This window comes from Myxococcus sp. CA005, from assembly GCF_006518205.1.
Lineage (GTDB): Bacteria > Myxococcota > Myxococcia > Myxococcales > Myxococcaceae > Myxococcus > Myxococcus xanthus.
Genome location: NZ_SRLV01000010.1, coordinates 26,596 through 50,760, shown reverse-complemented (window position 1 = coordinate 50,760; position 24,165 = coordinate 26,596). Strand labels below are relative to the sequence as shown.

Annotated in this window: 25 protein-coding genes and 1 pseudogene; 17 read left to right on the top strand and 9 right to left on the bottom strand. The window is 69.2% G+C overall.

What is annotated here, in order from left to right:
* Positions 1-14: 14 nt before the first annotated feature.
* A complete protein-coding gene (locus tag FMQ63_RS06485; RefSeq protein ID WP_026114086.1) occupies positions 15-1,055 on the bottom strand; it encodes an aldo/keto reductase in 1,041 nt (346 codons plus the stop codon).
* Between the two features lie 142 nt (positions 1,056-1,197).
* Between FMQ63_RS06485 and FMQ63_RS06480 the strand changes: the two genes are divergently transcribed.
* The 8 genes from FMQ63_RS06480 to FMQ63_RS06440 all read left to right on the top strand — a co-directional run bounded on the left by FMQ63_RS06480 (position 1,198) and on the right by FMQ63_RS06440 (position 9,814).
* On the top strand, positions 1,198-2,532 hold the full coding sequence (locus tag FMQ63_RS06480) for a sialidase family protein (RefSeq protein WP_011556963.1): 1,335 nt from the start codon (positions 1,198-1,200) through the stop codon (positions 2,530-2,532).
* Between the two features lie 7 nt (positions 2,533-2,539).
* A complete protein-coding gene (locus tag FMQ63_RS06475) occupies positions 2,540-3,148 on the top strand; it encodes a hypothetical protein (RefSeq protein WP_044277310.1) in 609 nt (202 codons plus the stop codon).
* A complete protein-coding gene (locus FMQ63_RS06470; RefSeq protein ID WP_011556965.1) occupies positions 3,145-4,398 on the top strand; it encodes a YncE family protein in 1,254 nt (417 codons plus the stop codon). Before FMQ63_RS06475 ends, FMQ63_RS06470 begins: the two co-directional genes overlap by 4 nt.
* Positions 4,395-5,114: a c-type cytochrome gene (locus FMQ63_RS06465; RefSeq protein ID WP_011556966.1), complete on the top strand. Its 720-nt coding sequence runs from the start codon at positions 4,395-4,397 to the stop codon at positions 5,112-5,114. Before FMQ63_RS06470 ends, FMQ63_RS06465 begins: the two co-directional genes overlap by 4 nt.
* A gap of 157 nt (positions 5,115-5,271) precedes the next feature.
* Complete coding sequence (locus FMQ63_RS06460; protein WP_225909614.1) at positions 5,272-6,492, top strand: DUF1444 family protein; 1,221 nt, start codon at positions 5,272-5,274, stop codon at positions 6,490-6,492.
* A gap of 17 nt (positions 6,493-6,509) precedes the next feature.
* A complete protein-coding gene (locus tag FMQ63_RS06455) occupies positions 6,510-7,004 on the top strand; it encodes an endonuclease V (RefSeq protein ID WP_011556968.1) in 495 nt (164 codons plus the stop codon).
* Positions 7,005-7,122: 118 nt separating this feature from the next.
* Positions 7,123-8,139, top strand: coding sequence for a hypothetical protein (locus tag FMQ63_RS06450; protein WP_011556969.1), 1,017 nt, complete (start codon positions 7,123-7,125; stop codon positions 8,137-8,139).
* A gap of 1,198 nt (positions 8,140-9,337) precedes the next feature.
* The gene (locus FMQ63_RS06440; protein WP_011556970.1) at positions 9,338-9,814 is read left to right on the top strand and encodes a DUF2203 domain-containing protein; all 477 of its coding nucleotides are present in this window, start codon (positions 9,338-9,340) and stop codon (positions 9,812-9,814) included.
* Here the strand turns inward: FMQ63_RS06440 and FMQ63_RS06435 are convergent.
* Positions 9,807-10,421 (bottom strand): hypothetical protein, encoded by a 615-nt coding sequence (locus tag FMQ63_RS06435; protein ID WP_026114088.1) that lies wholly within the window; start codon positions 10,419-10,421, stop codon positions 9,807-9,809. The genes FMQ63_RS06440 and FMQ63_RS06435 overlap by 8 nt on opposite strands.
* 229 nt (positions 10,422-10,650) lie before the next feature.
* Between FMQ63_RS06435 and FMQ63_RS06430 the strand changes: the two genes are divergently transcribed.
* Entirely contained in the window at positions 10,651-11,571 is a 921-nt protein-coding gene (locus FMQ63_RS06430) for an NmrA/HSCARG family protein (protein WP_011556972.1), read from the top strand.
* A 30-nt stretch (positions 11,572-11,601) separates the two neighbouring features.
* Here the strand turns inward: FMQ63_RS06430 and FMQ63_RS06425 are convergent, their stop codons facing one another.
* Positions 11,602-11,895, bottom strand: coding sequence for a DUF2892 domain-containing protein (locus FMQ63_RS06425; RefSeq protein ID WP_225909615.1), 294 nt, complete (start codon positions 11,893-11,895; stop codon positions 11,602-11,604).
* 243 nt (positions 11,896-12,138) lie between these two features.
* On the opposite strand from FMQ63_RS06425, the gene FMQ63_RS06420 reads away from it, so the two are divergent.
* Complete coding sequence (locus FMQ63_RS06420) at positions 12,139-12,381, top strand: DUF2171 domain-containing protein (RefSeq protein WP_011556975.1); 243 nt, start codon at positions 12,139-12,141, stop codon at positions 12,379-12,381.
* Between the two features lie 4 nt (positions 12,382-12,385).
* Here the strand turns inward: FMQ63_RS06420 and FMQ63_RS06415 are convergent, their stop codons facing one another.
* Together FMQ63_RS06415 and FMQ63_RS06410 are read right to left on the bottom strand one after the other, a co-directional pair.
* Entirely contained in the window at positions 12,386-13,774 is a 1,389-nt protein-coding gene (locus FMQ63_RS06415) for an MFS transporter (protein WP_216608630.1), read from the bottom strand.
* Positions 13,771-14,733 carry an ornithine cyclodeaminase family protein gene (locus FMQ63_RS06410; RefSeq protein WP_011556977.1) on the bottom strand — a complete coding sequence of 321 codons (963 nt, stop codon included), beginning with the start codon at positions 14,731-14,733 and terminating at the stop codon, positions 13,771-13,773. The genes FMQ63_RS06415 and FMQ63_RS06410 overlap by 4 nt, the downstream gene beginning before the upstream one ends.
* 232 nt (positions 14,734-14,965) lie before the next feature.
* On the opposite strand from FMQ63_RS06410, the gene FMQ63_RS06405 reads away from it, so the two are divergent.
* From FMQ63_RS06405 to FMQ63_RS06395, 3 genes are all read left to right on the top strand, one after another.
* Positions 14,966-17,011 carry an ATP-binding protein gene (locus FMQ63_RS06405; protein ID WP_216608629.1) on the top strand — a complete coding sequence of 682 codons (2,046 nt, stop codon included), beginning with the start codon at positions 14,966-14,968 and terminating at the stop codon, positions 17,009-17,011.
* A 95-nt stretch (positions 17,012-17,106) separates the two neighbouring features.
* Complete coding sequence (gene msrA / locus FMQ63_RS06400) at positions 17,107-17,763, top strand: peptide-methionine (S)-S-oxide reductase MsrA (RefSeq protein WP_011556979.1); 657 nt, start codon at positions 17,107-17,109, stop codon at positions 17,761-17,763.
* A gap of 369 nt (positions 17,764-18,132) precedes the next feature.
* Positions 18,133-18,936 carry a hemagglutinin gene (locus FMQ63_RS06395; protein WP_011556980.1) on the top strand — a complete coding sequence of 268 codons (804 nt, stop codon included), beginning with the start codon at positions 18,133-18,135 and terminating at the stop codon, positions 18,934-18,936.
* A 51-nt stretch (positions 18,937-18,987) separates the two neighbouring features.
* Here the strand turns inward: FMQ63_RS06395 and FMQ63_RS06390 are convergent, their stop codons facing one another.
* Positions 18,988-19,710 (bottom strand): YebC/PmpR family DNA-binding transcriptional regulator, encoded by a 723-nt coding sequence (locus FMQ63_RS06390; RefSeq protein ID WP_011556981.1) that lies wholly within the window; start codon positions 19,708-19,710, stop codon positions 18,988-18,990.
* 246 nt (positions 19,711-19,956) lie between these two features.
* Between FMQ63_RS06390 and FMQ63_RS38660 the strand changes: the two are divergent.
* Positions 19,957-20,073: pseudogene (locus tag FMQ63_RS38660) on the top strand (HNH endonuclease); the annotation flags it as partial.
* A 112-nt stretch (positions 20,074-20,185) separates the two neighbouring features.
* On the top strand, positions 20,186-20,518 hold the full coding sequence (locus FMQ63_RS06380; RefSeq protein ID WP_011556982.1) for a DUF4265 domain-containing protein: 333 nt from the start codon (positions 20,186-20,188) through the stop codon (positions 20,516-20,518).
* Here the strand turns inward: FMQ63_RS06380 and FMQ63_RS06375 are convergent.
* Positions 20,515-20,898 carry a DUF962 domain-containing protein gene (locus FMQ63_RS06375; protein WP_011556983.1) on the bottom strand — a complete coding sequence of 128 codons (384 nt, stop codon included), beginning with the start codon at positions 20,896-20,898 and terminating at the stop codon, positions 20,515-20,517. The two genes, FMQ63_RS06380 and FMQ63_RS06375, sit on opposite strands and share 4 nt — an antisense overlap.
* A gap of 181 nt (positions 20,899-21,079) precedes the next feature.
* Here FMQ63_RS06375 and FMQ63_RS06370 point away from each other — a divergent pair, with 181 nt between their 5' ends.
* Positions 21,080-22,237 carry a hypothetical protein gene (locus FMQ63_RS06370; RefSeq protein ID WP_225909616.1) on the top strand — a complete coding sequence of 386 codons (1,158 nt, stop codon included), beginning with the start codon at positions 21,080-21,082 and terminating at the stop codon, positions 22,235-22,237.
* A gap of 3 nt (positions 22,238-22,240) precedes the next feature.
* On the opposite strand, the gene FMQ63_RS06365 is transcribed toward FMQ63_RS06370, so the two are convergent.
* Positions 22,241-22,591 (bottom strand): helix-turn-helix domain-containing protein, encoded by a 351-nt coding sequence (locus tag FMQ63_RS06365; RefSeq protein WP_011556985.1) that lies wholly within the window; start codon positions 22,589-22,591, stop codon positions 22,241-22,243.
* 171 nt (positions 22,592-22,762) lie between these two features.
* On the opposite strand from FMQ63_RS06365, the gene FMQ63_RS06360 reads away from it, so the two are divergent.
* A complete protein-coding gene (locus tag FMQ63_RS06360; RefSeq protein ID WP_011556986.1) occupies positions 22,763-23,365 on the top strand; it encodes a malonic semialdehyde reductase in 603 nt (200 codons plus the stop codon).
* Positions 23,366-23,386: 21 nt separating this feature from the next.
* Here the strand turns inward: FMQ63_RS06360 and FMQ63_RS06355 are convergent, their stop codons facing one another.
* Positions 23,387-24,157 (bottom strand): bifunctional 2-polyprenyl-6-hydroxyphenol methylase/3-demethylubiquinol 3-O-methyltransferase UbiG, encoded by a 771-nt coding sequence (locus tag FMQ63_RS06355; RefSeq protein WP_026114090.1) that lies wholly within the window; start codon positions 24,155-24,157, stop codon positions 23,387-23,389.
* Positions 24,158-24,165: the final 8 nt, after the last annotated feature.

The window sequence follows — 24,165 nt, the reverse complement described above, 5'->3', positions numbered from 1 at the left end:
GCCCAGGGCCGCGTTCAGTCCACCTTCGTCGGGAATGGGTTGCGCTCGGCGAAGCCGAGCTGGTGCCAGTACGGGTAGGTGGGCGTCACCGCGCTGGCCGCGTCGAGCCGGGCCACCTGGTCAGGGGTGAGGTTCCACCCCACCGCGCCCAGGTTCTGTCGGAGCTGCTCCTCGTTGCGCGCGCCGATGACGATGGTGGACACGGAGGGGCGCTGGAGCAGCCAGTTGATGGCGACCTGTGGCACCGTCTTCCCCGTCTCCGCTGCGACGGCATCGAGCGCGTCCACCACGCGGAAGAGGTACTCCTCGGAGAGAGGCGGCGCCCCCTGGGCGTTGAGCGAGGACTGCATGCGGGAGCCCTCGGGCCGGGGCTGTCCCCGGCGAATCTTTCCCGTCAGCCGTGCCCAGCCGAGCGGGCTCCACACGACGGTGCCCACCTTCTGGTCCAGGGCGAGGGGCATCAGCTCCCACTCGAACTCCCGGCTCACCAGCGAGTAGTAGGCCTGGTGCGCCACGTGCCGCGCGAGGCCGTACTTCTCCGAGGTGGCGAGCGACTTCATCAGGTGCCAGCCGGAGAAGTTCGACGCGCCGATGTAGCGAATCTTCCCGGCGCGCACGAGGTCGTCGAGCGCCCGCAGTGCCTCCTCGACGGGCGTGAGCGCGTCGAAGGCGTGCAGTTGGTAGAGGTCGATGTAGTCGGTGCCCAGCCGCTTCAGGCTGGCCTCCACCGCGCGGGTGATGTGGAAGCGCGAGGAGCCCACGTCGTTCGGTCCCTCACCCGAGCGGAAGGTGCCCTTCGTGGAGAGGATGACCTTCTCCCGGCGGCCGGAGATGGCCTTGCCGAGAATCTCCTCCGCCAGGCCGCGCGAGTAGTTGTCCGCGCTGTCGAACATGTTCAGCCCGGCCTCCAGACTGATGTCCACCAGACGCGTGGCCTCCTCGACCCCGCTGCTGCCCCACACCTTGAAGAAGTCCCCCTGGCCTCCAAAGGTTCCCGTCCCGAGCGTCAACACCGGGACCTTGAAGCCAGAGCCGCCGAGCTGCCGATATTCCATTCCCATAGAGGGGCCTCCTGGTAACGGGCGAGCCCCAGGTGCTCAATCGGAATGCGCGACCCGGGCAGCAATTCCCCCCGCTATGCTCCGGCGGGGCGAACGTTAACGTGGGGGCCGGCACGTTCTCCCGGAGTCCATTGGCATGAAGTCGCGCATCACGGTTGCCTGGAGCACCGTCGCGTCCCTCCTGGCCGTGCTGCCTGGAACGGCGGCGCATGCCCACGCCGGCCTCCCGGAGACATCCAACGTCACCCTCCGCCGAGGCCACCCCCAGGACTTCTTCTCCGGGACGACGTTCGGCGCGGTCATCTCCCGCGACAGCGGCAAGACCTGGCGCTGGGTGTGTCCGGATGCCATGGGGTATGGCGGATGGCGCCCGGAGGCCTACCTGTGGCGGGAGACCGGCGACATCCTCGCCGCCACCGGCAGCGCCCTGCTGCACTCCCCGGATGAGGGCTGCTCCTGGCGCACGCATCCCTTCTTCAAGTCGACCTGGGTGACGGGGCTGGCGGCCCACCCCACCGATGACCGCGTCTTCCATGCCGTCACCGGACGGCCCGGCATCGCCAACGGCCTGTACCGCTCCGACGACGGCGGAGAGACGTGGACCGCCTCGCCGCTGCTGCGCACGGGGCTGGAGCTGAACGCGGTCCGCGTGTCCCCGGTGGACCCCCGCCGCCTCTACGTATCGGGCGTCTCCAACAACCAGATGGTGGTGCTGCGCAGCGACGACGCGGGCGACACCTGGCAGGAGTTCCCCCATGCGCTCCCAGAGCTGCTGCGGCCCTACGCGCTGACCGTGGTGGCGGTGGACCCCGTCGCCGTGGACGTGGTGTGGGTGCGCGTCTCCGCGCAGGGCTACACGCACCTGCTGCGCAGCGATGACGGGGGCCGCACGCTGACGCCGGTGACCGTGTTGGATGACACGTTCATCAACATGGACCTGTCCTCCGACGGCGGCACCGCCTGGGTGGGCACCCTCAACTACTTCTTCATGGGCTCGAGCACCGGCCCGCTGGAGAAGCAGCCCCTGCCTACCGGCAACGCGTGCGTGCTGCGCGACGGCGAGACGCTCTACGGCTGCGGCTCCACCTGGCTGCACGACTGGGCTCTGGCGCGCAGTACGGACCAGGGGCGCACGTGGGAGCACATCTTCGCGTTGTACGAAATCCAGGGCACGCAGCTATGCCCACGTGGAACCCCCGTGCGGGACCTCTGCCCGGCCCGCTGGCCGCAGCTCGCGGAGCAACTGGGCGCTCCGCTCTACCCGGATGGTGGCGTGGAGGAGCCGCCGCCGCCGGATGCGGGGACCCCAGACGCGGGCACGCCCGACGCGGGGCAACAGCCGCCCGAGCAGCGCCCACCCGAGCCGAAGTCCGGTGGCTGCGCCGCCGCGGCGGGCCCCGCCCTGCCCCTGCTGTTGCTGCTGTCCTCTCTCCTCCCGAGGCGCCGTGGCCCACGGCGTCCACATCGATAGGCTTCTGATGACACTTCCGATTCGAAAGCGGCTGTGGGCCCCCTGCGCGGCCGTGCTTCTGGTGTTGGGCACCGCCTGCGACGGCGAGGACGCGCCACGGGACGAAGCGTGCGGCGAACCCCTCTACGGCGGCGATGCCACCGACGAGGCGTGGCGCACCTTCGTCGACGCGCAAGGCCGGCCCACTGACAGCTCCCAGGCGGTGACGCTGGAGTCCCCCGTCCCGGGCCAGACCTATGCGATGGATGCGGCGCCGCCCATTTGGCGTTGGACGTCTCCGCTGGCCTCCCGGCTTCCTTCGCGCGAGACGCCCCACTCCATGATGGCGTGGCTGGGCAACCTGCTGCTGCCGTCCGCCCAGGCGCATCTGCCGCCCGTCACCGGCGACTTCTACTGGGTGCAGGTCACCGTGCCCGGGCGGCGATGTCCGGTGGAGCTGCTGACATCGAACATGGAGTGGCAGCTCGACGCGGCGACCTGGGACACGCTCCGTGCCGCCTCGGGTCAGGACCTCCGCGTCCAGGTGACCAGCGCCTACCTGGTCCAGAACCGGCTGCGTGAAGGTCCGTACCGCCTGGAGTCACCACGCACCATCCGCGTGGAGGATTCGCGATGAGCCACCGGACACCGTGGTGGATGCCCGCGCTGGCGCTGCTGATGGCCGGCTGTGATGAGAACTCGGCGCGGGTGGTGGGCGTGACGCCACCGGACGGGCTGGACTACGCGCACGAGGAGCCCTGGCGGGAAGGAACGTTCATTCCACCGCCGGGCCCCGGCGGACGCATCCTGGTCACCAACAGCCTGGATGACACCCTCAGCCTGGTGGAGCTGGCCACCGTGGGCACGCCGGACTTCCGCGAGCTGGCGCGCGTGCCGGTGGGACTCAACCCGGTGGAGCTGGAGGGGCCGCACCACACCGCCGTGTCGCCCGCGGGGGACTTCTATTACGTCGGCATCTCCAACTACGTGCCAGGGGGTGGCTCGGGGCCGCATGGTGCCCACGGCACGGGCGCGGATGACGGCTACTGCCTGAAGCTGGACGCGCGCAACAACCGGCTCGTGGGCTCGGTGCGTGTGAATCCCAATCCCGGCGACGTCATCATCAGCGCGGATGGGAGCACGCTGTACCAGACGCACTTCGACACGCTCAAGATTTCGGAGATGGCGCGCCAGGGCCGCCCCGAGTCGGACATGAACGCGAACCTGGCCATCATCGACGCGCGGACGATGACCCGGAAGGCCATGGTGGAGGTGTGCCCCGCGCCGCACGCGGTGCGCCTGTCCGCCGACGAGCGCACGGCCTACATCGCCTGCTGGTCGGACGAGGTGGCCATCGTCGACCTCGCGGAGGCGAAACCCACGGTGGCGCGGGTGAAGGTGGTGGCAGCGGGCTCGGGCGGTGCGGTGGCACCCCGGCACCAGCCCTACGCGCTGACCCTATCCCCCACCACGGGCGAGGTCTGGGTCAGCTCCATGGCCAGCCGGCAGGTGCACGTGCTCAATCCCCAGACGCGCACCATGATGCATGAGCGCGCCGTGCCGCTGCGCGGGCCGCCGATGTTCGGCGCGTTCACCGCGGACGGGCGCACGCTGTACATGCCCTACCAGTTGGTGGACGCGCTGGCCGTCATCGACCCGGAGACGGGCACCGTGCTGCGCGAGGTGCAACTGGCGGACGCCGGCTGTCTCAACGTGCATCAAGTCACGCTGACGCCCGACGAGCGCATCGGCCTGGTCGTCTGCGAAGGCGACCACGTGGGGCCGGGCACGTTGCACGCGGTGGACCTGACGGAAGGCACGGTGGTGGGCACGGTGGAGGTGGGCATCTTCCCGGACTCGGTGAGCATCCTGCGGGGGCAGCCATGAAGCGCGCGGCATGGGGTGTGGTGGCGCTGGCCCTGGCGCTGACCGGCTGCGACGACAGCGGCGATGGCCGCGTGCCGGCGGCGGAGTACGGCGAGGTGCTGTTCAACGACTCGCGGCTGTCGGAGAGCGGCTTCAACAGCTTCTCGTGCGCGACATGCCACGCGACGACGCCCACCGCGCCCGCGGGGCGGATGGACTCCGGCTACACGCTGTATGACTCGGCGTTCCGGGAGAGCTGGTGGGGCGGCTTCGAGACCCGCCTGCTGGACGCGGTGAACTTCTGCTACGTCAACTTCATGCGGGGTGTGACGCCGCTGCCGAAGGACTCGCCGCAGAGCCGGGCGCTGTACGAATACCTGGTGAGCATCAGCCCGAGCCCGTCCGCTCCGGCCCGTCCCTTCACGGTGGTGAAGGACATCGTCGAAGTCACGCGCGGTGACGTGACGCGCGGACAGCAGGTCTACGTGGAGGCATGCCAGAGCTGCCACGGCGAGCCCCACACCGGCGCGGGCCGGCTGACCGAGCTGGCGTCGATTCTGCCGGAGGTGACGAACGACTACGACACGCTGTTCCCCGGCGTGCCCAAGTCACTGGTCGTCATCGAGAAGGTGAGGCACGGCCAGTTCTTCGGTGTCGGGGGCAACATGCCGCTCTACAGCCTGGAGTCCCTGTCTGACGAGGACTTGGGCGCATTACTGGCATTCCTGGCTTTGTGACGGGACCTGCGTGTTCCGGTGGAGCCCACGGGCCACCGGACATAACCTCGCCGCGGACACACACGTGGGAGCGAGAATGGGGTTCTGGGGCAGGCTTTTCGGGAGGAAGACACCAGCGGCCGGCGAGGTTCCTCCCGGCCCCTCCAAGGCCTGGGCGGTGGAGCCGCGCGAAGCGCTGATGCGGCAGGTGGAGGCGCTGCTGCGCGCCGACCCGGCGGTAGAGAAGGTGGAGCGGCGCACGCAGGACTACGGCCTGGACATCACCCGTGCCGGAAGTGACGGCACCTTCTTCCTGGACAACCTCTTCGCGGACACGCGCGAGCTGCCGCCCGAGCAACGCGTCCAGCTCATCCAGCGCTACCTGCGCGCGCTGTGGCAGGAGTCGCCGGATTCGCTTCACTGGGAGCAGGCCCGCGAGTTGCTCCTGCCCGTGCTGCGCGCGTCCACCTTCGGCATGTCGCTGCAGAAGCCGGCGGAGGCGGACCGGGAGATGGTGGGACGGCGGACACTGCCCTTCCTGCGCGAGCTGCTGGTGATGGACCTGCCGGAGTCCGCCATGTTCGTCCAGCGCCGGCACCTGGAGACCTGGGGCGTCACCGAGGACGAAGCCTTCACGGCGGCCCACGCGAACCTGGCCCGGCTCCCGGACGAAGGCGTGGAGCTCTACGACGAGGAGCACGGCCCGCTGTGGACGGTGGAGACGCGCGATACCTACGAGACGTCCCGGCTGCTGCGCCCGGGGTTCCTCGCGTCCTTCGCCAGTCGCGTGGAGGGCCGACCCATCGCCATCCTCCCGGAGCGCTCCACCCTGCTCATCGGTGGCGACGCGCGTCCGGAGCTGGTGGCACGGCTGACCGAGAGCGCAGAGCGGGAGTACGCGGCCGCGTCCCGATGCCTGACGCCCGCCCTGTACACAGTGGACGACGCGGGACGCGTGGTGCCCTACGTGCATCCCGGTCAGGACGTGCTGGCGAACCGGGTGCGGCTGGCCCACGTCCGCCTGGCGCTGGCGGAGTACAGCGCCCAGAAGGAGGAGCTCGACGCGCTCCATGCGGAACAGGAGGTGGACCTGTTCGTCGCCAGCTACAGCGCGACGGCGCGCAAGCGGGACGAGTTCCCCATCTCCTGGTGTGTCTGGTCGCACGACGTGGACGCCCTGCTGCCGGAGGCGGACATGGTCGCCGTGCGTCCCGCGGCGGAAGGTGATGAGTTCTTCACCGTGCCGTGGCGGGAGGTGCAGCGCATCGCGGGCCGTTGTCTCACGCCGGTGCCGGAGCTGTGGCCCCCGCGCTACCGCACCACGGAAACACCGTCCCTGGAGATGGTGAAGCAACTTCGCGCCGCGCAGGTCACCTTCGAGAACTTCCAGGCGCCCTGAGACAGGAGGACGGCACGATGCTCGCCTGCGTGGACGTGGACTACCGCCCCGAACTCACCGTGGCCGGGTGCGTGCTGTTCCGGAACTGGACGGATGGGCACGAGGTCTCGCACCTGGTGGAGCATGGGCCTCCCGCCGCGCCGTACGAGCCCGGGCAGTTCTACCGCCGCGAGCTGCCGCACCTGCTCCGGGTGCTGGCGCGGGTGGAAGTGCCCTTGGAGGCCATCATCGTGGATGGCTACGCGTGGCTCGGCGAGGACCGGCCCGGGCTGGGGGCGCACCTGTACGAAGCGCTCAACCGGGAGGTGCCCGTCATTGGCGTGGCGAAGACCGCCTACGTCACCACGGGGCCCTCGGTGCCCGTGCTGCGGGGGAAGAGCCTGCGGCCGTTGTTCGTCGGAGCGGCGGGTATGGACGCGGCCACTGCGGCGGAGCACATCCGGCGGATGCATGGGGCGTCTCGTACGCCCACGATGCTGAACCGGGTGGACCGGCTCTGCCGCACGTCCTGAGCAAGGCGGCGACGAAGCAAAACCCCCGACATTTCCGAACAGCGACTGCCGCCTCTCCGCCCGGGGAGCAACCATCCTCCTGGAATCCTTGCGCCAGGAGGCTTACCTTTGAAGGTGGATGTCCTCGCACCCGACCTCACAGCTGGGCTTGTTCGACACGGCGGCGACTGAGTGCGCGGACGTGGAGGCGGAGCCGCGCGCGAGCACCAGCGTGCAGCGCAGGCTTCCGGCGCGTGAGGAAGCGCGGCCACTGGCGGCGGAGCGGCCTGTAAGCACTGGCGTGCAGCGCCGACATCCCTCGGGTGAGGAAGTGTTGCCTCTGGCAACGGAGCAGCGCGCGGGCACCAGCGCGGAGGACCGGCGTCCCGTGCATGAGCGTGATGAAGCGTTGCCACTGGCGACGGAGCAGCGCGCGAGCAGCGTGCCGGAAAGCCGACTCCCCGCGCGCGAGGAAGCCCTGCCGCTGGCGGCGGACCTGGCACGGCGGTTGTCTTCGATTCTTGGCTTGCCGGTTCACCTACGGCTCACGGACAACCGGGCCACTCTGGTGAGCTTCCGCCGGGGTGAGGAGGGGCTGCGGCTGCGCATCCATCACCTCTTCCTGGGAGCACCGGACGCAGTGGTGCAGGCCATGGCGGCCTATGCGGGCCGGGCGGATGCGCAGGCGGGCGAGGTGCTGGAGTCCTACGCGCACGCGCACAACGAGCGAGTCCGCAGGGAGCGTCGGCCGGGAAAGCCGCTGCGCACGCGGGGCCGCTGCTTCGACCTGCAGGCCATCTTCACGCGGCTCAACGCGAGCTGGTTCGACGGCCGGGTGCAGGTGGACGTGGGCTGGGCGCGCAAGCCGGCGGGCACGAAGCGTCGCAGCATCCACGTGGGCGGCTATGACGCGCGGCTACGCGAGATTCGAATCCACCCGGCGCTGGACCGGCCGCATGTGCCCGCCTTCGTGGTGGACTACCTCGTCTTCCACGCGATGCTGCACGCGGACCTCGACGACGGAACGGGCAACGAGGGCCGCTGCGCACCCGAGCACACGTCGGCCTTTCGCGAGCGCGAAGCCCTGTTCCCGCTGCGTGACACAGCCCAGCGCTGGCTGGGCGACAATCACGCATCCCTGCTGCGCGGCCGATAGCGAGGAGGCGGCTGGCGCGGGCCGCGCTACTTCTGCACGGAGAGAATGACCCACGTAGCCGTATCCACGGCGTACACGATGGGAACGTCCGAGAGAGGTGGCCCTTCCATGTCGCGGCATGCGTCCGGCCGGGCCAAGAAGCTGACGAAGACCACGGCATTCGCCCCAGGAACAGCCGTCACGTCGTAGGACTGGCGCTGGGAGGCACAAACCTCCGTGGGAGTAGCGCCTCGACGCGGCTTCGCCCCCAACGGAAGAAAGTCCTCCATTGCGAATGCGATGGCAGCGGCAATCGCGCCTGGCAGGACGTGCTGCCCATCGGTGGGAAGCACAACGGGAAATCGGTAGCGAGCCGCTTCGTCGGGAGGCGCCTTCGCGGGCCGAGGCGCGGGCCGAAACAACGCGCAGCCTGGAAGCAACGCCAAGCAGAGCGGAACGAGCAAACCCTTGCGCATCTTAGTCTCGCACGTTCTCAATCGCGGTGATGCGGCCAACTGCCTTGTTCTCGGGCTTGATGATCCCCACGAGTTTCCATCGTCTGTCCACACGCTCATAGACCTCACCTGGTCGCGTCTCGCCAATATGGGGTATCAGCTTTTGGAGGTGACATGACGTATCGAACTGGATCCTGATGAACCATCGCTGATTGCCACCCTGTCGGTCCTTGGGGGACATGGGCGAAGGTGACCAGGGATGGCTATGGAAATCCGCCAAGGGAACAGTTCGTCCACGCCCATCGACTACACGACGAGGCGAAAAACACGACTTTCGCCTGGAGGCTCCCACCAACTGCGTTTCCCCCAAGGGCGAGCCCTTGCTGGCATAGAAGACTCCGTCGCCCAAGGAGTAGATAAGGCCACAGTATTCCTGGCCATAATCTCGTTCCCTTGCGCGAGGAAGTCGCATCACCGCAGGGCATAGCTGGTCGATAACCGCGTCCACGTCACTGGACGGTTCGATGTCCGTCCAAGGGCCACGTACCCATACGTGCCGCCCCCCAGGCTCGAACCCGTAGTCGTCGGACGCCTCCGTTTGGAGCGAAGCACTCGAACATCCGAGCGAGCACAGCACGAACGCCGCCGCAAGTCTCACAGACAATGAGTCCTCCATGTGAGGCGGATTCAAGCAGCAAAGGCTGACTTGAAGTGACTGATAGCCGCTTATATCCCATTCCCCCCGTGACACAGCCCAGCGCTGAATGGGCGACAGGCAGACGTCCCCCCCGCGCCAGGACAGTAGCGGCGATGGGCCATACCGATGCATGCTCGAGGGAATGCGCTACTTCAGCGTGGAAGAAGCCAATCGGCTGGTGCCGCTGCTGACGCGCACCTTCGAGCGGGTCCGCCCGTGGGTGGAGCGTGCCCAGCAGCTCGCGGATGAACTGGGCGCCGCGCCCAAGCCCAACGACCCGAGCCTGGCCTCCCTGCGCGACGAGCGCGACACCCTCCTCGAGCGCATCCGCGGCGAGCTCCTCCAGCTCCAAGAGATGGGCCTCGAAATCAAGGGCGCCGACGGCCTCGTTGACTTCCGAGCCCACCGGGGCGGTGAGCAGGTCTACCTGTGCTGGCGCTTCGGAGACCCCGCCGTCTCCCACTGGCACGCTCTGCTCGACGGCTTCTCGGGACGGCGCCCCATCGAAAGCCCGGACGACTTCGCCCCCACGTACCTCAGCTAGCCGCCCCGCCGCCGAAGCTCTTCTGCAACAGCGACATCTTGTTCCGCGCCGACAACAGTTGCTGACGCAGGGAGTCCGCCTGCCGGGCCACGTCGAGGAACGCCTGTTCCTCCGCGGCCTGCGCCAGCGAATGGGCCTCGTCCGCGACCAGGGACATCCGCTCCTGGAGCGCCTGGAAGGTCCCCGCCAGCGCGGCGTTCTCCTCCGGTGTCTTCGCCGCCTGCCGCTGCTGCGCGAACTGCTGCATCTGCACGTTCAGCTCGCCCGCGTTCTGTCCCAGGGCGCCATAACGCACGAGCAGGTCCTTGAAGACCTCGGTGCGCCGCTGGAGCTCCTGCGCACGCAGGTGGATGGCCTCGGCCTGCGCCTGCTGCCGATCTCTCACCTTCGAGATGGCCCCCACCAGCGCCGTCACCCGCCCCCGGAGCTGCTCGTCCAGGTCCGCCAGCCCCTGCAGCATCGCCGACGCGCGCTCCAGGTGCTTCTCGGATTGAAGTGGCGCCTTCTCGAGCTGCTCGGCCTGGGATTCGAAGCGCGCCAACTCCGCGTCGAGTGCCCGGGCGGCAACCACCAGCTCGGAGTCCTGAAGCTTGTCACGCTTGCTCATCGTGGGCGGGACCATGGCATTTCCCAAGAGAAGGCGCCGCACCCAAGCAGGCACCGAGTGCCCCCAAGCGTCTTCGGAACGACGTGGTAGCGCGCCAGGGAAGCAGGCACCCCAGGTCGCCTGCTGGCCCGGCAACCCCTGGCCGTGAGGCTCGATGCGCCCACGGTGTGCTCGCCAGCGGCGTCCGTCATCCCCAACTTCCGGACATCTGACGTCACGAGGTGCACACATGCCCATGGGTTTCTCACGCTCCGTGCTCGTTACCGGCGCTACTGGCCAGCAGGGGGGTGCCGTCACACGGAAGCTCTTGCAGCGCGGCCACCGCGTCACCGCCTTCATCCACCACCCGGACTCCCCCACGGCCCGCGAGCTCGAGTCGCTCGGCGCCGAGCTGGTCGTCGGGGACTACGACGACCTGGACTCCATCGCCCACGCGGCCCAGGACATGGACACCATGTTCGCCACCGCCACGCCCTTTGGCCCGGGCGGCGTGCAGGCGGAGGTCCGCCACGGGAAGAACCTGGCGGACGCGGCCCGGCTCGCGCGCGTACAGCACTACGTCTACTCGTCGGTGGCCGGAGCGGACCGCCTGACGGGCATCCCCCACTTCGACAGCAAACACCGCATCGAGATGCACGTGCGCGGCAGCGGCCTGCCCTACACCATCCTCGGGCCCACCTTCTTCATGGAGAACTTCACCAGCGGCATGTTCGAAGAGGGGCTGAAGGCGGGCGTGCTCGCCATGGGACTGTGGCCCACGCGCGGCCTGCAGATGGTGGCCCTGGAGGACCTCGCGGCATTCTCCGTCCGCATCATGGAGGAGCCGGAGCGCTTCGAGGAACAACGCATCGAGGTGGCCTCCGACGAGGTGACGGGCCAGCAGGCCGCCGGGCTGCTGTCCATGGTGAGCGGCCACCGCATCCACTACGAGCAACTTCCCCTGGACTACATCCGCGAGCGCAGCGAGGACCTGGCCGCCATGTACGAGTGGCTGGACCGCAAGGGCTACCAGGCGGACGTCCTCACGCTGCGGCACCGCTTCCCGGAGGTCCGCTGGCACACCTTCGAGGACTGGGCGCGTGGACAGGACTGGAGCGCCCTGACTTCTCCCGCGTGGCCCCATGCCGCCGCGGAGCCCGTATCCCCATGAGCCCCCAAGGCCGGCACCGCGGGCCTTTGCTCAGTGAAGCGTCGGCGAGACGTCCCGCATGGACGCGCGAGGGAAGCCCTCCAACAACGACGCCTCGTCGGACACACCCAACTCGCGCCGCAGCGTCGGGCCGTCCATGGGCAGACCGAAGAGCGCCGCCATGGGCACCCAGTCCAGGGCCGCAGCCACCAGGGGCCCCAGGCCCACGAGCGCCACCGCCGCGCCTCGCGACGTCCCCGACGCCAGTCCGCCCACCACCATCCCAGCGCCCGTCACGATGCGGAGCCACCGCCCCGGCCGCGACGCCAAGAAACCAACGACCATATGCACCTCCCAGGGGCGAAGATGGACACGTCCTGGCGGGCGGCCACCCAGGCCAGAGCCCCGCACGGGTGGAACGCCGGGCAACCAGGCAGCCGCCCACGGGCGCCCTGACCGAGCGCCTGCTCGCCGTGCGTCTCACGCGGGCTTCACCGGTGCGGCGCCCCGCCTGTCCGCTGCCAGCTTGCGGGGTGAAAGCCAGCTTTCGCGCACGGGGCTCCACGGACCGCCCTGGGGGAGGCAACCATGTTCAGTCGTTCGGAAATCCACAAGGGGATGAAGGTGCGCGGCAACGACGGGCACGTTCTCGGACGCATCATCAAGATGACGGGGGATGAACTCATCGTGGAGAAGGGCCTCATCCGCCGGCATGACTTCGCGGTGTCCCTGGCGGACGTGCGTGAAGTCGTGGGCGGAGAAGTCCTGCTCAACCACGGACGGGACAGCCTCTTCTCCGCGCCCCGGGAAGTCCCGCCCACGAAGCACTGACGGCTCAGACGCCGCGGCTCGCGTCCGGCGCGCCCTCCGGGGCAGCGGTGGCCTCCGGTGCACCGTCGCCGCGCCATCCGGCACGCGCCTCCGCCTCACGGGCCGCGCGTCGCCCCGCGGCCACGTCCACCCGGGACAGCACCGCCGCGCCCGACACGAAAAAGAAGAGCAGGGACAGCACCGCCTGCCGGCTGGAGCCCGTCAGCTCCACCGTGGCCGCGAACACCAGCGGGCCCGCCACCGCGGTGACCTTTTCGAAGACGCTGAAGAGGCCAAAGAACTCCGCCGCCCTGTCCCGGGGCACCATCTGCGCGAAGAGTGAACGGCTCAAGGCCTGACTGCCGCCCTGCACCATGCCCACCAGCAACGCGAGCGCGAAGAAGTGCACCGGCGTGCGCATGAAGTAGCCCAGGAACGTCACCCCCACGTACACCGACAGGGCGAACATCAGCGCGCGCTTCACCCCCACCCGCCCCGCGGCCCGGCCGAACAACACCGCGCACGGCACGCCCACCACCTGCGTCAGCAGCAACGCACCAATCAGCGCGCCCCGGCCAATGCCCAGCTCCGTCCCGTACAGCGTGGACAAGCGGATGATGGTGCCGATGCCGTCGCTGTAGAGCAGATAGGCCACCAGCAACAGGAAGGCCTGACGGTGCTGGCGCAGCCCGCCCAGCGTGCCCGCCAACTGCGTGAAGATGCCGCGCAGGGACAGCGGGGGACGTTGGATGGACACGTCCGGTTTCGGCTCGGGGATGCGCCGGAAGAGGGGCACCGAGAAGAGGGCCCACCACACCGCCACGGAGGCGAAGGCCACGCGCGAGGCGGCCCCCGCGTCCGCCAGTCCGAACCACTGGGGCTTCATCAGCAGCACCAACTGCGCGGCCAGCAGCAGACCGCCGCCCAGGTAGCCCAGCGCGTAGCCCGCAGTGGACACACGATCCAATTCGTCGTCCCTGGCGATGTGCCGCAAGAGCGCGTCCGAGAACACGATGCTGCCCGTCACGCCCACGTTGCCCAGACCGAAGAGCAGCAGGCCCCATGCCCAATCACCCGGCCCCACCGTGGCCAGCGCCAGCGTGGACACCATGCCCAGGCCCGCGAAGATACCCAGCATGTGCTTGATGCGTCCGGCCCGGTCGCTCAGCGCGCCCAGGACCGGTGACAACACCGCTACCACGCTCAGCGCCACCGCAGTGGCGGTGGCGAAGCGGCTGGTGGCCACCTCGCGCGGAAGCCCCTCCGCCGCCACGGAGGCGTAGTAGAGCGGGAACACCACCGTGACGACGGTGGTGATGAAGGCCGAGTTCGCCCAGTCGTACATCGCCCACGCGCGCAGCGCGGGCCGCGTCAGGCCGATGCGCGACAGGAGCCCCCGCACCCTGTGCCTCATGCGTCGAAGTCCACCCCACTCACGGCATCGTCGCCCTGGGCCGACTGGTAGACGTGCCAGGCCGCCGCCAGGTCCTGGAAGGGCAGCCCCACCGCCGCGAAGACGGTGACGTCCTCCTCGGACGTGCGCCCGGACTTCAGTCCGGCCAGCACCTCGCCCAGCTCCGCGTGGATGGACTCCTCACCCAGACCCACCGCGCCCGCGGCGCCGGTGGACACCGCCAGGCCCCGGTGGTCGACGACGAACCGGGACTGACGGAGCAGCTCCGCGGACAGCTCGGCCTTGCCCGGCTCGTCCGCGCCCAGCGCGATGATGTGCGTGCCCGGCCGCACCATGCCGGGGTGCAGGAAGGGGTGACGGCTCCACGTCGCCGTCACGATGATGTCCGCGTCGGAGACGGCCTCCTCCAGGGACTCCGCCATCCGCACCGGCAGGTTCAACTCCTGGTACATGCGCGTGGCGAAGGCGAGCGAGCGCTCCGGCGCCGTGTCGAACACCCGCACGTGCGTCAGCGAGCGCACCAGCCGCAACGACTTGAGCTGCAGCACCGCCTGCCGGCCCGCGCCGATGAGCGCCACCCGGCTCGCGTCCGGCCGCGCCAGCACGTCCGCCGACAGCGCGCCCACCACGCCCGTGCGCACCGCCGTCAGGTGGCCGGCGTCCATCACCGCCATCACCTCGCCGGTAGCGACGTCGTGCAGGTGCACCACGCCTCGAATCGCCGGCGACTGGCCAGGGAACTTCGCGTGCACCTTCACGGAGTAGGCGGGGATGGAGGGCAGGCTGCCAGGGAACAGCACCAGGGCGGTGCCCTCGGCATGGAGGGGGGCCCGGGCGCGCTGCGGTGCCACGGTGCGTGCCAGGGCGTCGGTGCGGAAGGCCTCTCGCATGTCCTCCAGCAAGAGAGGAGCCTGCAGGTTGCGGGAGACGTCGGAGCGGGTCAGCAGGAGCGTGCGCATCTTGCAGACACCCTAACCGAGCCCGTGCGGGCCCACAGCTCCCCAGCACACGGACACGGTGGCAAGCGCCCGAAGTTGGACGTCCGAGCGGACAGTGCGCCGCCGTGCCGCCCGGGGTGGCATCCACCGGGCCCGCATCCAGCGACGGTGGGACGAGGCACGCAGGCGCCATCGTCCCCAGAATGGAAGTGAACGGCGGGGTGGGCGGCCCCAGGGCCTCGGGAGGCCGGTGATGCTGGAGACAGAGCCACGCACAGCGGGCGACAAGGAGGCCTCCGGGGCTCGGACGCTCAAGACGGCGGCGTTCCTGCGCGCCCACCAGGAGGAGGTGCTGGAGGACTGGCAGCGGGCCATGCGGACGCTTCACGTGGGACACGCGGCGCAGCCTTCGTGGCTGCTGGACCACATGCCCCAGTTGCTCGACATGCTCGCGGACCTCATCGACCACGGCCCGGACGAAATCCTCACCACGGTGCCGGACGAGCACGCGATGTCCCGGCTGGACGCCGGCTTCGACCTGGGCCAGGTGGCGTCCGAGTACGCGCTCCTGCGCAAGTGCATCCTCCGCAGGATGGACGCCGAAGCGGCCTACCCCGCGCCGGGCGAGTTGGAGCGGATGGAGGACGCGCTGGACCGGATTGTCACCCGGACGGTGACGTCCTTCTCCCAGGGACGGCAGCGCATCCTCCAGGCCCTGGACCGGATGACGCAGGCCACGCTGGACAGCCCTTCCATGGCCAGCCTCCCCTCGCGGCTGCTCACCGTCCTGGCGGAGTCCGCGCTCTCGGTCGACTCGGCGGCGTTCGTGCTGGTGGAAGGCGACGCGCTGGTGGTGCGCGCCGCGGTGGGCCTGGGCGCGGACGAGGCGCTCGGCGTGTCGCTGGAGCGTGGGCAAGGCTTCGTGGGCGAGGTGCTCCGCCAGCGTCAGCCCCTGACGCTGCGCTCAGCGTCCACGGACCCTCGCGTGGCGCTGCCCACGCTGAAGCAGGAAGGACTGCGCGCCGTGTACGGCGTGCCCCTGCTGGATGGCGACCAACTCCTGGGCGTGGCGTACATGTGCTCGCGCACCGCCTTCGTCTTCTCCGAGCCGGACGCCCTCTTGTTCCGGACCATGGCGCAGCGAGCCACCGCGCACCTGGTGCAGGCCCGGCTCCGGGCCCGCGAGCGCCAGGCCCACGCGGACGCCCAGCGCTCGCTGGCGCAACTGGACGCGCTGCTGGCCTCCACACCTCTGGGCATCGCCCAACTGGACCGGGAGTTGCGCTTCGTGCGCATCAACCAGGCCTTGGCGGACATCGATGGCCACTCGCCGGAAGCCCACCTGGGCCGCCGCTTCCGGGAGATGGCCCCCGTGACGGCCGTGGGCACGTTCGAGCCCATGTTCCGCCGCACGATTGAGACAGGTGAACCCGTGGACGCCGTCGAGTTCACCATCCCTGGAGATGCCCGGACCTTCCAGGCCAGCTTCCACCCGATCCGCACGCCCGACCAAGGGGTGCTGGGCTTGAGCTGCACGGTGGTGGATGTCTCCCACCACAAGCAGGCCGAGGCCGTGCTCCAGCGGGCGGTGGACTTCCGGGAACAACTCATGGCGGTGTTGGGACACGACCTGCGCAACCCGCTCAACGCCATCAACGCCTCGGCCTTCCAACTGACGCGGTCCGAGGACCTGACACCCCCCGAGCGTCGCGCCGTGGACCGCATCCGCAAGGCCACCGCGCGCATGGGGCGCATGATTACGGACATCCTCGACTTCGCCCGCACCCGCCTGGGCGGGGGGCTTCCCGTGGCCCGCCAGCCCATGGACTTCGTGGAGGTATGCCAGGCGACGCTGGAGGAGCTCCGGGTCAGCGCCCCGGAGCGCTCGCTGGTGTTCGAGGCGAGCGGAGACACCCGAGGGAACTGGGACCCGGACCGCGTGTCACAGGTGCTGGGCAACCTGGTGGCCAACGCCATCCAGCATGGCCAGGAAGACAGACCGGTGTGTGTCACGGTGCGCGGAGAGGCGGATGAGGTGGTGCTGAAGGTCCACAACACCGGCGAGCCGATTGCGGCCGAGCTGATGCCGCGCCTGTTCGACCCGTTCAAGAACATGCCCGCAGCCGCGCCACCGCAGGACGTCGCGAGGAAGAAACGCAGCCTGGGCCTGGGCCTCTACATCGTCAGCCAGATTGTCGGCGCACACGGGGGGCACGTGGAGGTCCGCTCCAACCGGGACCAGGGCACCACCTTCACCGTCCACTGGCCCCGCACCCTCACGACGCTCGGGGACGCATGAAGCAGCGCGGCAGGCGGGACGGCCTGCCACCCTCTGCCCGCACGCCTGCCCTTTCTGGGGGTGAATCGCGCACGCCAGGCCGCTATGCGTAGGGCATGTTCTTCAATCCGACCAAGAAGCTGAGGATTCCGACCCCGGAGGAAGCACTGCCGGGCCGCTCGGATGTGATGCCCGTCCCGGAGAAGCACGAGGTGCTGGGCACGCCCATCAAGGGCCCCGTGCCGGAAGGCCTGGAGGAGGTCTACTTCGGCCTGGGATGCTTCTGGGGCGCGGAGCGGAAGTTCTACCAGACGCCTGGCGTGTACAGCACGGCGGTGGGATACGCCGGAGGCCCGACGCCCAACCCCACCTACCGCGAGGTGTGCAGCGGTCTCACCGGGCACAACGAGGTCGTCCGCGTCGTCTTCGACCCGAAGAAGGTGTCCTTCGAGCAGCTCCTGCGCGTCTTCTGGGAGAGCCATGACCCGACGCAGGGCATGCGCCAGGGCAACGACGTGGGCACGCAGTACCGCTCCGGCATCTACTTCACCAGCGAGGCCCAGCAGCGCGCCGCCGTGGCGAGCCGTGACGCGTACCAGAAGGCGCTGGCGGCCCGGGGCTTCGACGCCATCACCACCGAGCTGCTCCCTGCTCCGCCCTTCTATTTCGCCGAGGACTACCACCAGCAGTACCTGGAGAAGAACCCGGGTGGTTACTGCGGACTGGGCGGCACCGGCGTGAGCTGCCCGGTGGGTGTGGGCGTCAACGCCTGAAGCCAGACGCCGACGTGCGCGGGCGCGTGTCGGGACTCCATGCGCCCGCCTTCCGGCTCACCAGGTAGTCAGAGGACACCCCGGAGGCCCCCATGACACGGGCGGTGGCCACCCAGCCCTGCGGGGCATCGCCCAAGAGTCCTAGCAGCCAATCCATACACAGTCCGCGTCCTACCCAACGCGTCTGCGTCTGCGCTGGACGCAAACAAAGACAAACACATCAACCCCGCAAGCACCTCACAGAGGAGGAAGTCCCTCTCACGACGAATGGCACGCCATCTGCTTCGCGGCTGCGCGGAGCCGCCGACCCCCGTCCAGGCTCCAGCCCGCAGTTGCGTCAGTCCAACCTCGACTCAAAGGACGTCACGAATGGCTGCGTATCTCGTTCAGAATCAGTGGGGTGGTTCGCAAGCGACCTGGAACCCGGGTGGGCTCTGGCTCATCGGTGCCCGGGACAAGCAGAACGTGGTGGCCCTCGACATCAAGTCCGACGACGGCGGTAAGACCCTGAAGGGCACCATGACGTACAACGGCGAAGGCCCCATTGGCTTCCGCGGCACGCTGTCCAGTGCCAACAACTACACGGTGGAGAACCAGTGGGGTGGCACCTCCGCGCCCTGGCAGCCCGGCGGCGTGTGGGTGCTCGGCGCCCGGGACAAGCAGAACATCGTGGCCGTCAGCATCAAGTCCAACGACGGAGGCAAGACACTCACCGGCACCACGACCTACAACGGAGAGGGCCCCATCGGATTCAAGAGCGAGGTGACTGATGGCGACACCTACTCGGTGGAGAACCAGTGGGGCGGCAGCGCCGCGCCCTGGCATTCTGGCGGGGTCTGGGTGCTGGGCACTCGCGGCAAACAGAACGTCATCAACGTCGACGCAAAGTCCAACGACGGAGGCAAGACGCTCTCGGGCACCATGACGTACAACGGCGAGGGCCCCATTGGCTTCCGGGGCACGTTGACCTCGCCGGACACCTACACCGTGGAGAACCAGTGGGGCGGCAGCACCGCGCCCTGGAACCCGGGTGGCTTCTGGATGATTGGCGCCCGCAACGGCCAGAACGTCGTCGCCCTCAACGTCGCGTCCAGCGACGGCGGCAAGACGCTGGCTGGCACCATGATCTACAACGGCGAGGGCCCCATCGGCTTCCGCGCCAGACTCGGCTGACGCTCGCCGGCTGGACCGGCCCTGATTCGAGGGCCGGCCCGGCCACCTGCCTTACGCCAGGTTGTGGAACACGCGCTGGACGTCGTCGTCCTGCTCCAGCGCGTCCACGAGCTCCAGCACCTCGGTGGCCTTGTCCTCGGGCAGCTCGATGGGGTTCAGCGCCACGTATTCGGAGTCCGCCGAGACGGGCACCAGGCCCTTGGCCTCGATGGCGGCCTGGAGCTGGCCGAAGTCGGCGAAGGCGGAGCGGATGATGATCTGCTTCTCGCCCTTCTCTCCCACGCCCTCACCCATCTCCTGGAGGCCGTGGTCGATGAGCTCCAGCTCCAGCGAGTCCAGGTCCAAGCCCTCCGGGTTCAACCGGAACACGCCCATCCGCTGGAACATGAAGGCCACGCTGCCCGCGGTGCCCAGGTTCCCGCTGTGCTTGTTGAAGTGCATGCGCACGTTGGCCACGGTGCGCACGACGTTGTCCGTCGCCGTCTCCACCAGCAGCGCGATGCCATGGGGCGCGTAGCCTTCGTAGAGTACGATTTCGTAGTCGGTCGCAGACTGGCCGCTCGCGCGCTTGATGGCCGCGTCGACCTTGTCCTTCGGCATGTTCGCGGCGCGGGCGTTCTGGAGCACCCGGCGCAGCGTGGAGTTCGAATCGGGATTGGGCCCACCCGCCTTCACCGCGATGGCGATGTCCTTGCTGATCCGCGTGAACACCTTCGCCATCTTGTTCCAGCGGGCCATCATCGTGGCCTTGCGTGTCTCGAAAATGCGTCCCATGGCTGGGATGTATAGGTCGGCCACGTTCCGCGTGGCTACTCCCTGTAGCCCCCGGAGCGCGGATGTTGACCAGGACAGGCCGCACGGTCGCCGGGGGCAACCCCCAGCGCCCCGCACGTCACACCTTCGCGGGCTTCTCCAGCACCAGCCCGAAGTGCGTGTAGCAGGTCGGGTGCAGGTCCATGATGTTCTCGAAGTGGAAGACGCGAGACTGAAGTCCCGCCGTCGAACGAGGCCCATGTCGACCACAAGCTCGCCAAGTCGAAGGGCGGCGCAGGCGATGTGGACAATGGACAGCTTCTCTGCCGGAAGCGCAACCTCAAGAAGGGCAACAAGCACTCTTGCGACGGGAAATCGAAATGAGCACCGCGAAGCGTGATGACCGGGTCAAGGTCATCTTCGAGTTGGAGAAGGACGAGGACGACTCCCCCCCGCGGACTCCGAGGGACTCTGGGCGCTTCCCCTGGGGAAGGGGTTGTTCCAACTCGACAACGTCCCCTTCTTCGCGAAGGGCGTTGCCTGCGAAGACGTCGTCTCGGCCAAGGACGTGGATGGAGAGCTTCGGTTCCAGAAGGTCGTCCGTCCTTCGGGCCATGCCACCCTGCGCCTCATCGTCCACGACGAGGAGGATGTGCCCTCCGTCAAGGAGCTCCTGGAGAAGCACGGCTGCGCTGTCGAGCGGAGCCATGTCCCCGGGCTCATCTCCGTGGACGTGCCGCCCACGGTCCCACTCGACTCCTTGAAGCCGCTCCTCGACGAAGGTGAAGACGAGGAGCGTTGGGGCTACGAGGAGGCGTGTCTGCCCTAGCGGACCTGCTGCGTCGCGGGCACCGCGCGGGCCACTTCACCCGAGCCCACGCCGCCCGCCCGGGCACGCTCCAGGTGCGGAGCCAGCCGCCCAATGGCCATCAGCCCCGCCATGCGGAAATCGGAGATGAACGACCAGAACGGGTACTTGAACGACGCCGGCTTGTTCCGCTCGATGACGAAGTGGCTGAACCACGCGAAGCCGTAGGCGGCGACGAGCGCGGCCGGCACCAGCGCGCCGCGGCCCGTGGCGACGGCCGTCACGCCCAGCCCCAGTCCCAGGGAGGTGCCCGTGAAGTGAAGCCAGCGCGTGGACGGCAGCGCGTGCTCCCGCAGGTAGAACGGCCAGAACTCGGCATAGGTCTCGATGCGGTCGGACATGGTGGGAAGTTAGGGCCCCTGGGCGCCCTCCCGTCAACCCGGCTCGACGCAGAGCGTGTAGGCATGGACAGGCAAGGGTACCCCCCGCACGCCTACCAGCCGGGCAGGCCGTCCAGCATCCGTCATGTTTTCCAGCCCGGTGCCACCTCCTCGGCGCGGGCCTGCCGGACGCCTCCAGGTCATGAAAGACTCTGGAGCCATGACGGAGTGGATGCCCAAGCCGAACCCCGCGGTCGACCTGCGGACGCTGGCCCTCAGCCCAGAGGAGGGCTTCGTGCTCTCCCGCCTGGACGGCGCCACCTCGGCCCGGAACCTGCCCGCGCTGACGGGCCTGCCCCCCGAGCGGCTGCGGACCATCCTCTCCCGGCTCATCACCCAGGGCGCGCTGCTGCCCACGCCCACCGCGAGCCCGGCGGCACCTGTCGCCGCTCCGCCAGTGGCCTTCGAGCCCCAGCGACGGACGTCCCCCGCGGCCCCCGAGCCCGAAGCAGACCTCCCCGTGCTCGACCTGACGCCGCTGGACGCCGCGCCCGAAGCAGACCTCCCCGTGCTCGACCTGACACCGCTGGAGGCCGCGCCCGCCCCCGACACCGCGCAGGACGCCGAGCCGTCCTCCGAAGACGAGCCCGAAGCCGCCCTGGGCAACTACCGCCAGCTCTTCGAACTGCGGCTGCACCCGCTCCCCGAGGACCAGCGCATCGCCCATGCCCACGCGGCGGAGGACCCCATCCTCTCCGCGCTATGCTTCGACCCGGTGCCCGCCGTCATCAAGGCCGTGCTGGAGAACGCGCGCACGGGTCTGCCCCATGCGCGGCTCGTGGCGCGCTACCACCGCAACCCCGTCGGCCTGGAGGCACTGTGCGCCCGGGCGGCCTTCGCGGTGGACACAGGGGTGCGGCGCTGGCTCGTGCGCAACCCGCAGCTCCCCGCCAGCCTCTTCCGGCGGCTGTGGAGCGCACGCCGGCTCATGGAGCTGCACAAGGTGGGCAATGACCGCGACGTGCCGGAATCCACGCGGCGCGCGGCGCGCGAGGTGCTCCGCCAGCGCTTCGCCAGCGGCCCCGCGGAGGAGAAGGTGGAGCTCATCCTCAACACGGAAGGCCGTGCCCTGGCGGCGCTCATCGGCCTGCCGGTGGATGGGAAGACAGCGTCGCTGCTGTGCGGACGCACCTACCGTTCGCCCATGCTCATCCAGAACATCGCCCGCTGGAGCGCGGCCCCGCCGGCCCTCATCGCGCACTTGCTGAAGCAGGAAGCGGTGCGGCGTCAGCCCCAACTGCGCATGCTGCTGGCCCGCCACCCCAACGCCCCAGCGGACGCGAAGCGCGGCGGCGCCTGAACCTCACGCGGACTTGCGCTTGCGAGCGGCGGAGGGCTTCATGTCCACCCAGCGCTCCGCCCACCGCGCCAGCTCATCCACGACCTTCCACAGCGCCTGTCCCTTCTCCGTGAGCTGGTACGCCACGCGGATGGGAGGCCCCGCGTCCACGTGACGCGACACCACGCCCTCCGCCTCCAGTTCCTTGAGCCGCTCCGACAGGACGCGCTCGCTGATGCTGCCAATCGCGTCCGTCAGCTCGCCGAAGCGCCGGGGCCCCGCGAGAAGGATGCGCAGGATGAGGCCCGTCCAGCGCTTCCCCATCAGCTCACTGGCCTTCTCGAACCGCGCACACCGTGTCAGCGGATGCTCCATTGGCGCCTCCTCCCTCGAATATAGCGAGCCGCCCCGCCACCGGCACGGAAGTCCCAAGCTACTTACTTTTTGGAAGTCACTTGCAGATTAAAAGCGAGCCCATTACCTGAAGAACCGTGGCGGTGGCCCATGAAGCTCACGCGCCGAATCACTCCAGGAAGGGACTCGCCCATGGCAACGCAGCAGGCAGGCCTCGACGCCAACGCCCTCAACCAGCTCTTTCTCGACGCCCGCACCCACAACGCGTGGCTCGACAAGCCGGTGGCGGACGACGTCCTCCAGCAGCTCTACGCGCTCACCCGGATGGCGCCCACGGCGGCCAACTCGCAGCCGGTGCGCATCGTCTTCGTGAAGAGCCGCGAGGCGAAGGAGCGGCTCAAGCCCACCCTGTCCCCTGGCAACGTGGACAAGACGATGAACGCGCCGGTGACGGCCATCATCGCGTACGACACCGCGTTCTACGAAAAGTTTCCCCAGCTCTTCCCCTTGCGCGACATGAAGGCGGGCTTCCTCGCCATGCCCGCGGAGGCCCGCGAGAAGACGGCCTACATGAACAGCTCGCTGCAGGGGGGCTACTTCATCCTCGCCGCGCGGGCGCTGGGCCTGGACTGCGGCCCCATGGCGGGCTTCGACAACGCGAAGGTGGACGCGGCGTTCTTCCCGGAGGGGAAGTGGAAGTCCAACTTCCTCATCAACCTCGGCTACGGCGACGCGGAGAAGCTCTTCCCGCGCAACCCGCGCCTGGACTTCAGCGAGGCGTGCCGCATCGAGTAGGGGCCCGCCCTCACCCGAAACTCAGGCCCGCCGCGCCGTGAGGATGGGCTGATGGAAGCCCGTCTCCTCCGGCGTGTGCCAGCGCGTATCCATCAGCCCCGCGCGCGTGAGCGCCCGCTCCAGGTCCACGCGCTGAAGCGCGCGGTACACGCCCGTGTGCTCGGTGGTGTGCCAGCCCTTGCCCTCGGGGCGGAGGATGAACTGGTGCACCGTGTACGTCCGTCCGTCCGCGGCCCAGTCCCAGATTTGAAAGAGGATGCGGCGGCCCTCGGGCGCATCCAAGAGCCGCTCCGAGGTGAAGCGGGGCTGGCTCTGCACCAGCGCGTCGGCGTCGCGCACGCTCAGCGCCACCAGCCCACCGGAAGCCAGCTTCGACGCCATGGCGCGCGCCGCCGCGTCCAGGTCCTCGTCCGTCAGCAGATGCGTCACCGCGTTGTCCAGCGCCAGCACCACCGGGAAGGTGCCCTCCACCTGCGCGTCCAGCGTGCGCATGTCCGCCACGCCCGTGGTGAGGTGCACGTTCATCGCGCGAGCCTCGCGCTCGGCACGTGCCACGGCGGCCGGGCTCAAATCGGTGGCATGGACGGTGTAGCCACGACCCGCCAGTCCCAGCGCCTGGGTGCCGATGCCACACGCGCAGTCCAGCACACGCCGGGGCGGCGGCGCCTCGCAGCGGCGCAGCAGCGCGTCCAGCATGGCGCCCTGCCGCTCCACCACCTGCGGCCAATTGGCGAAGAGCAGGTGGTATTCCTCCGCCATGCCCTCGTAGAACCCCAGCGCCAGGTCGCTCATGGACGGCG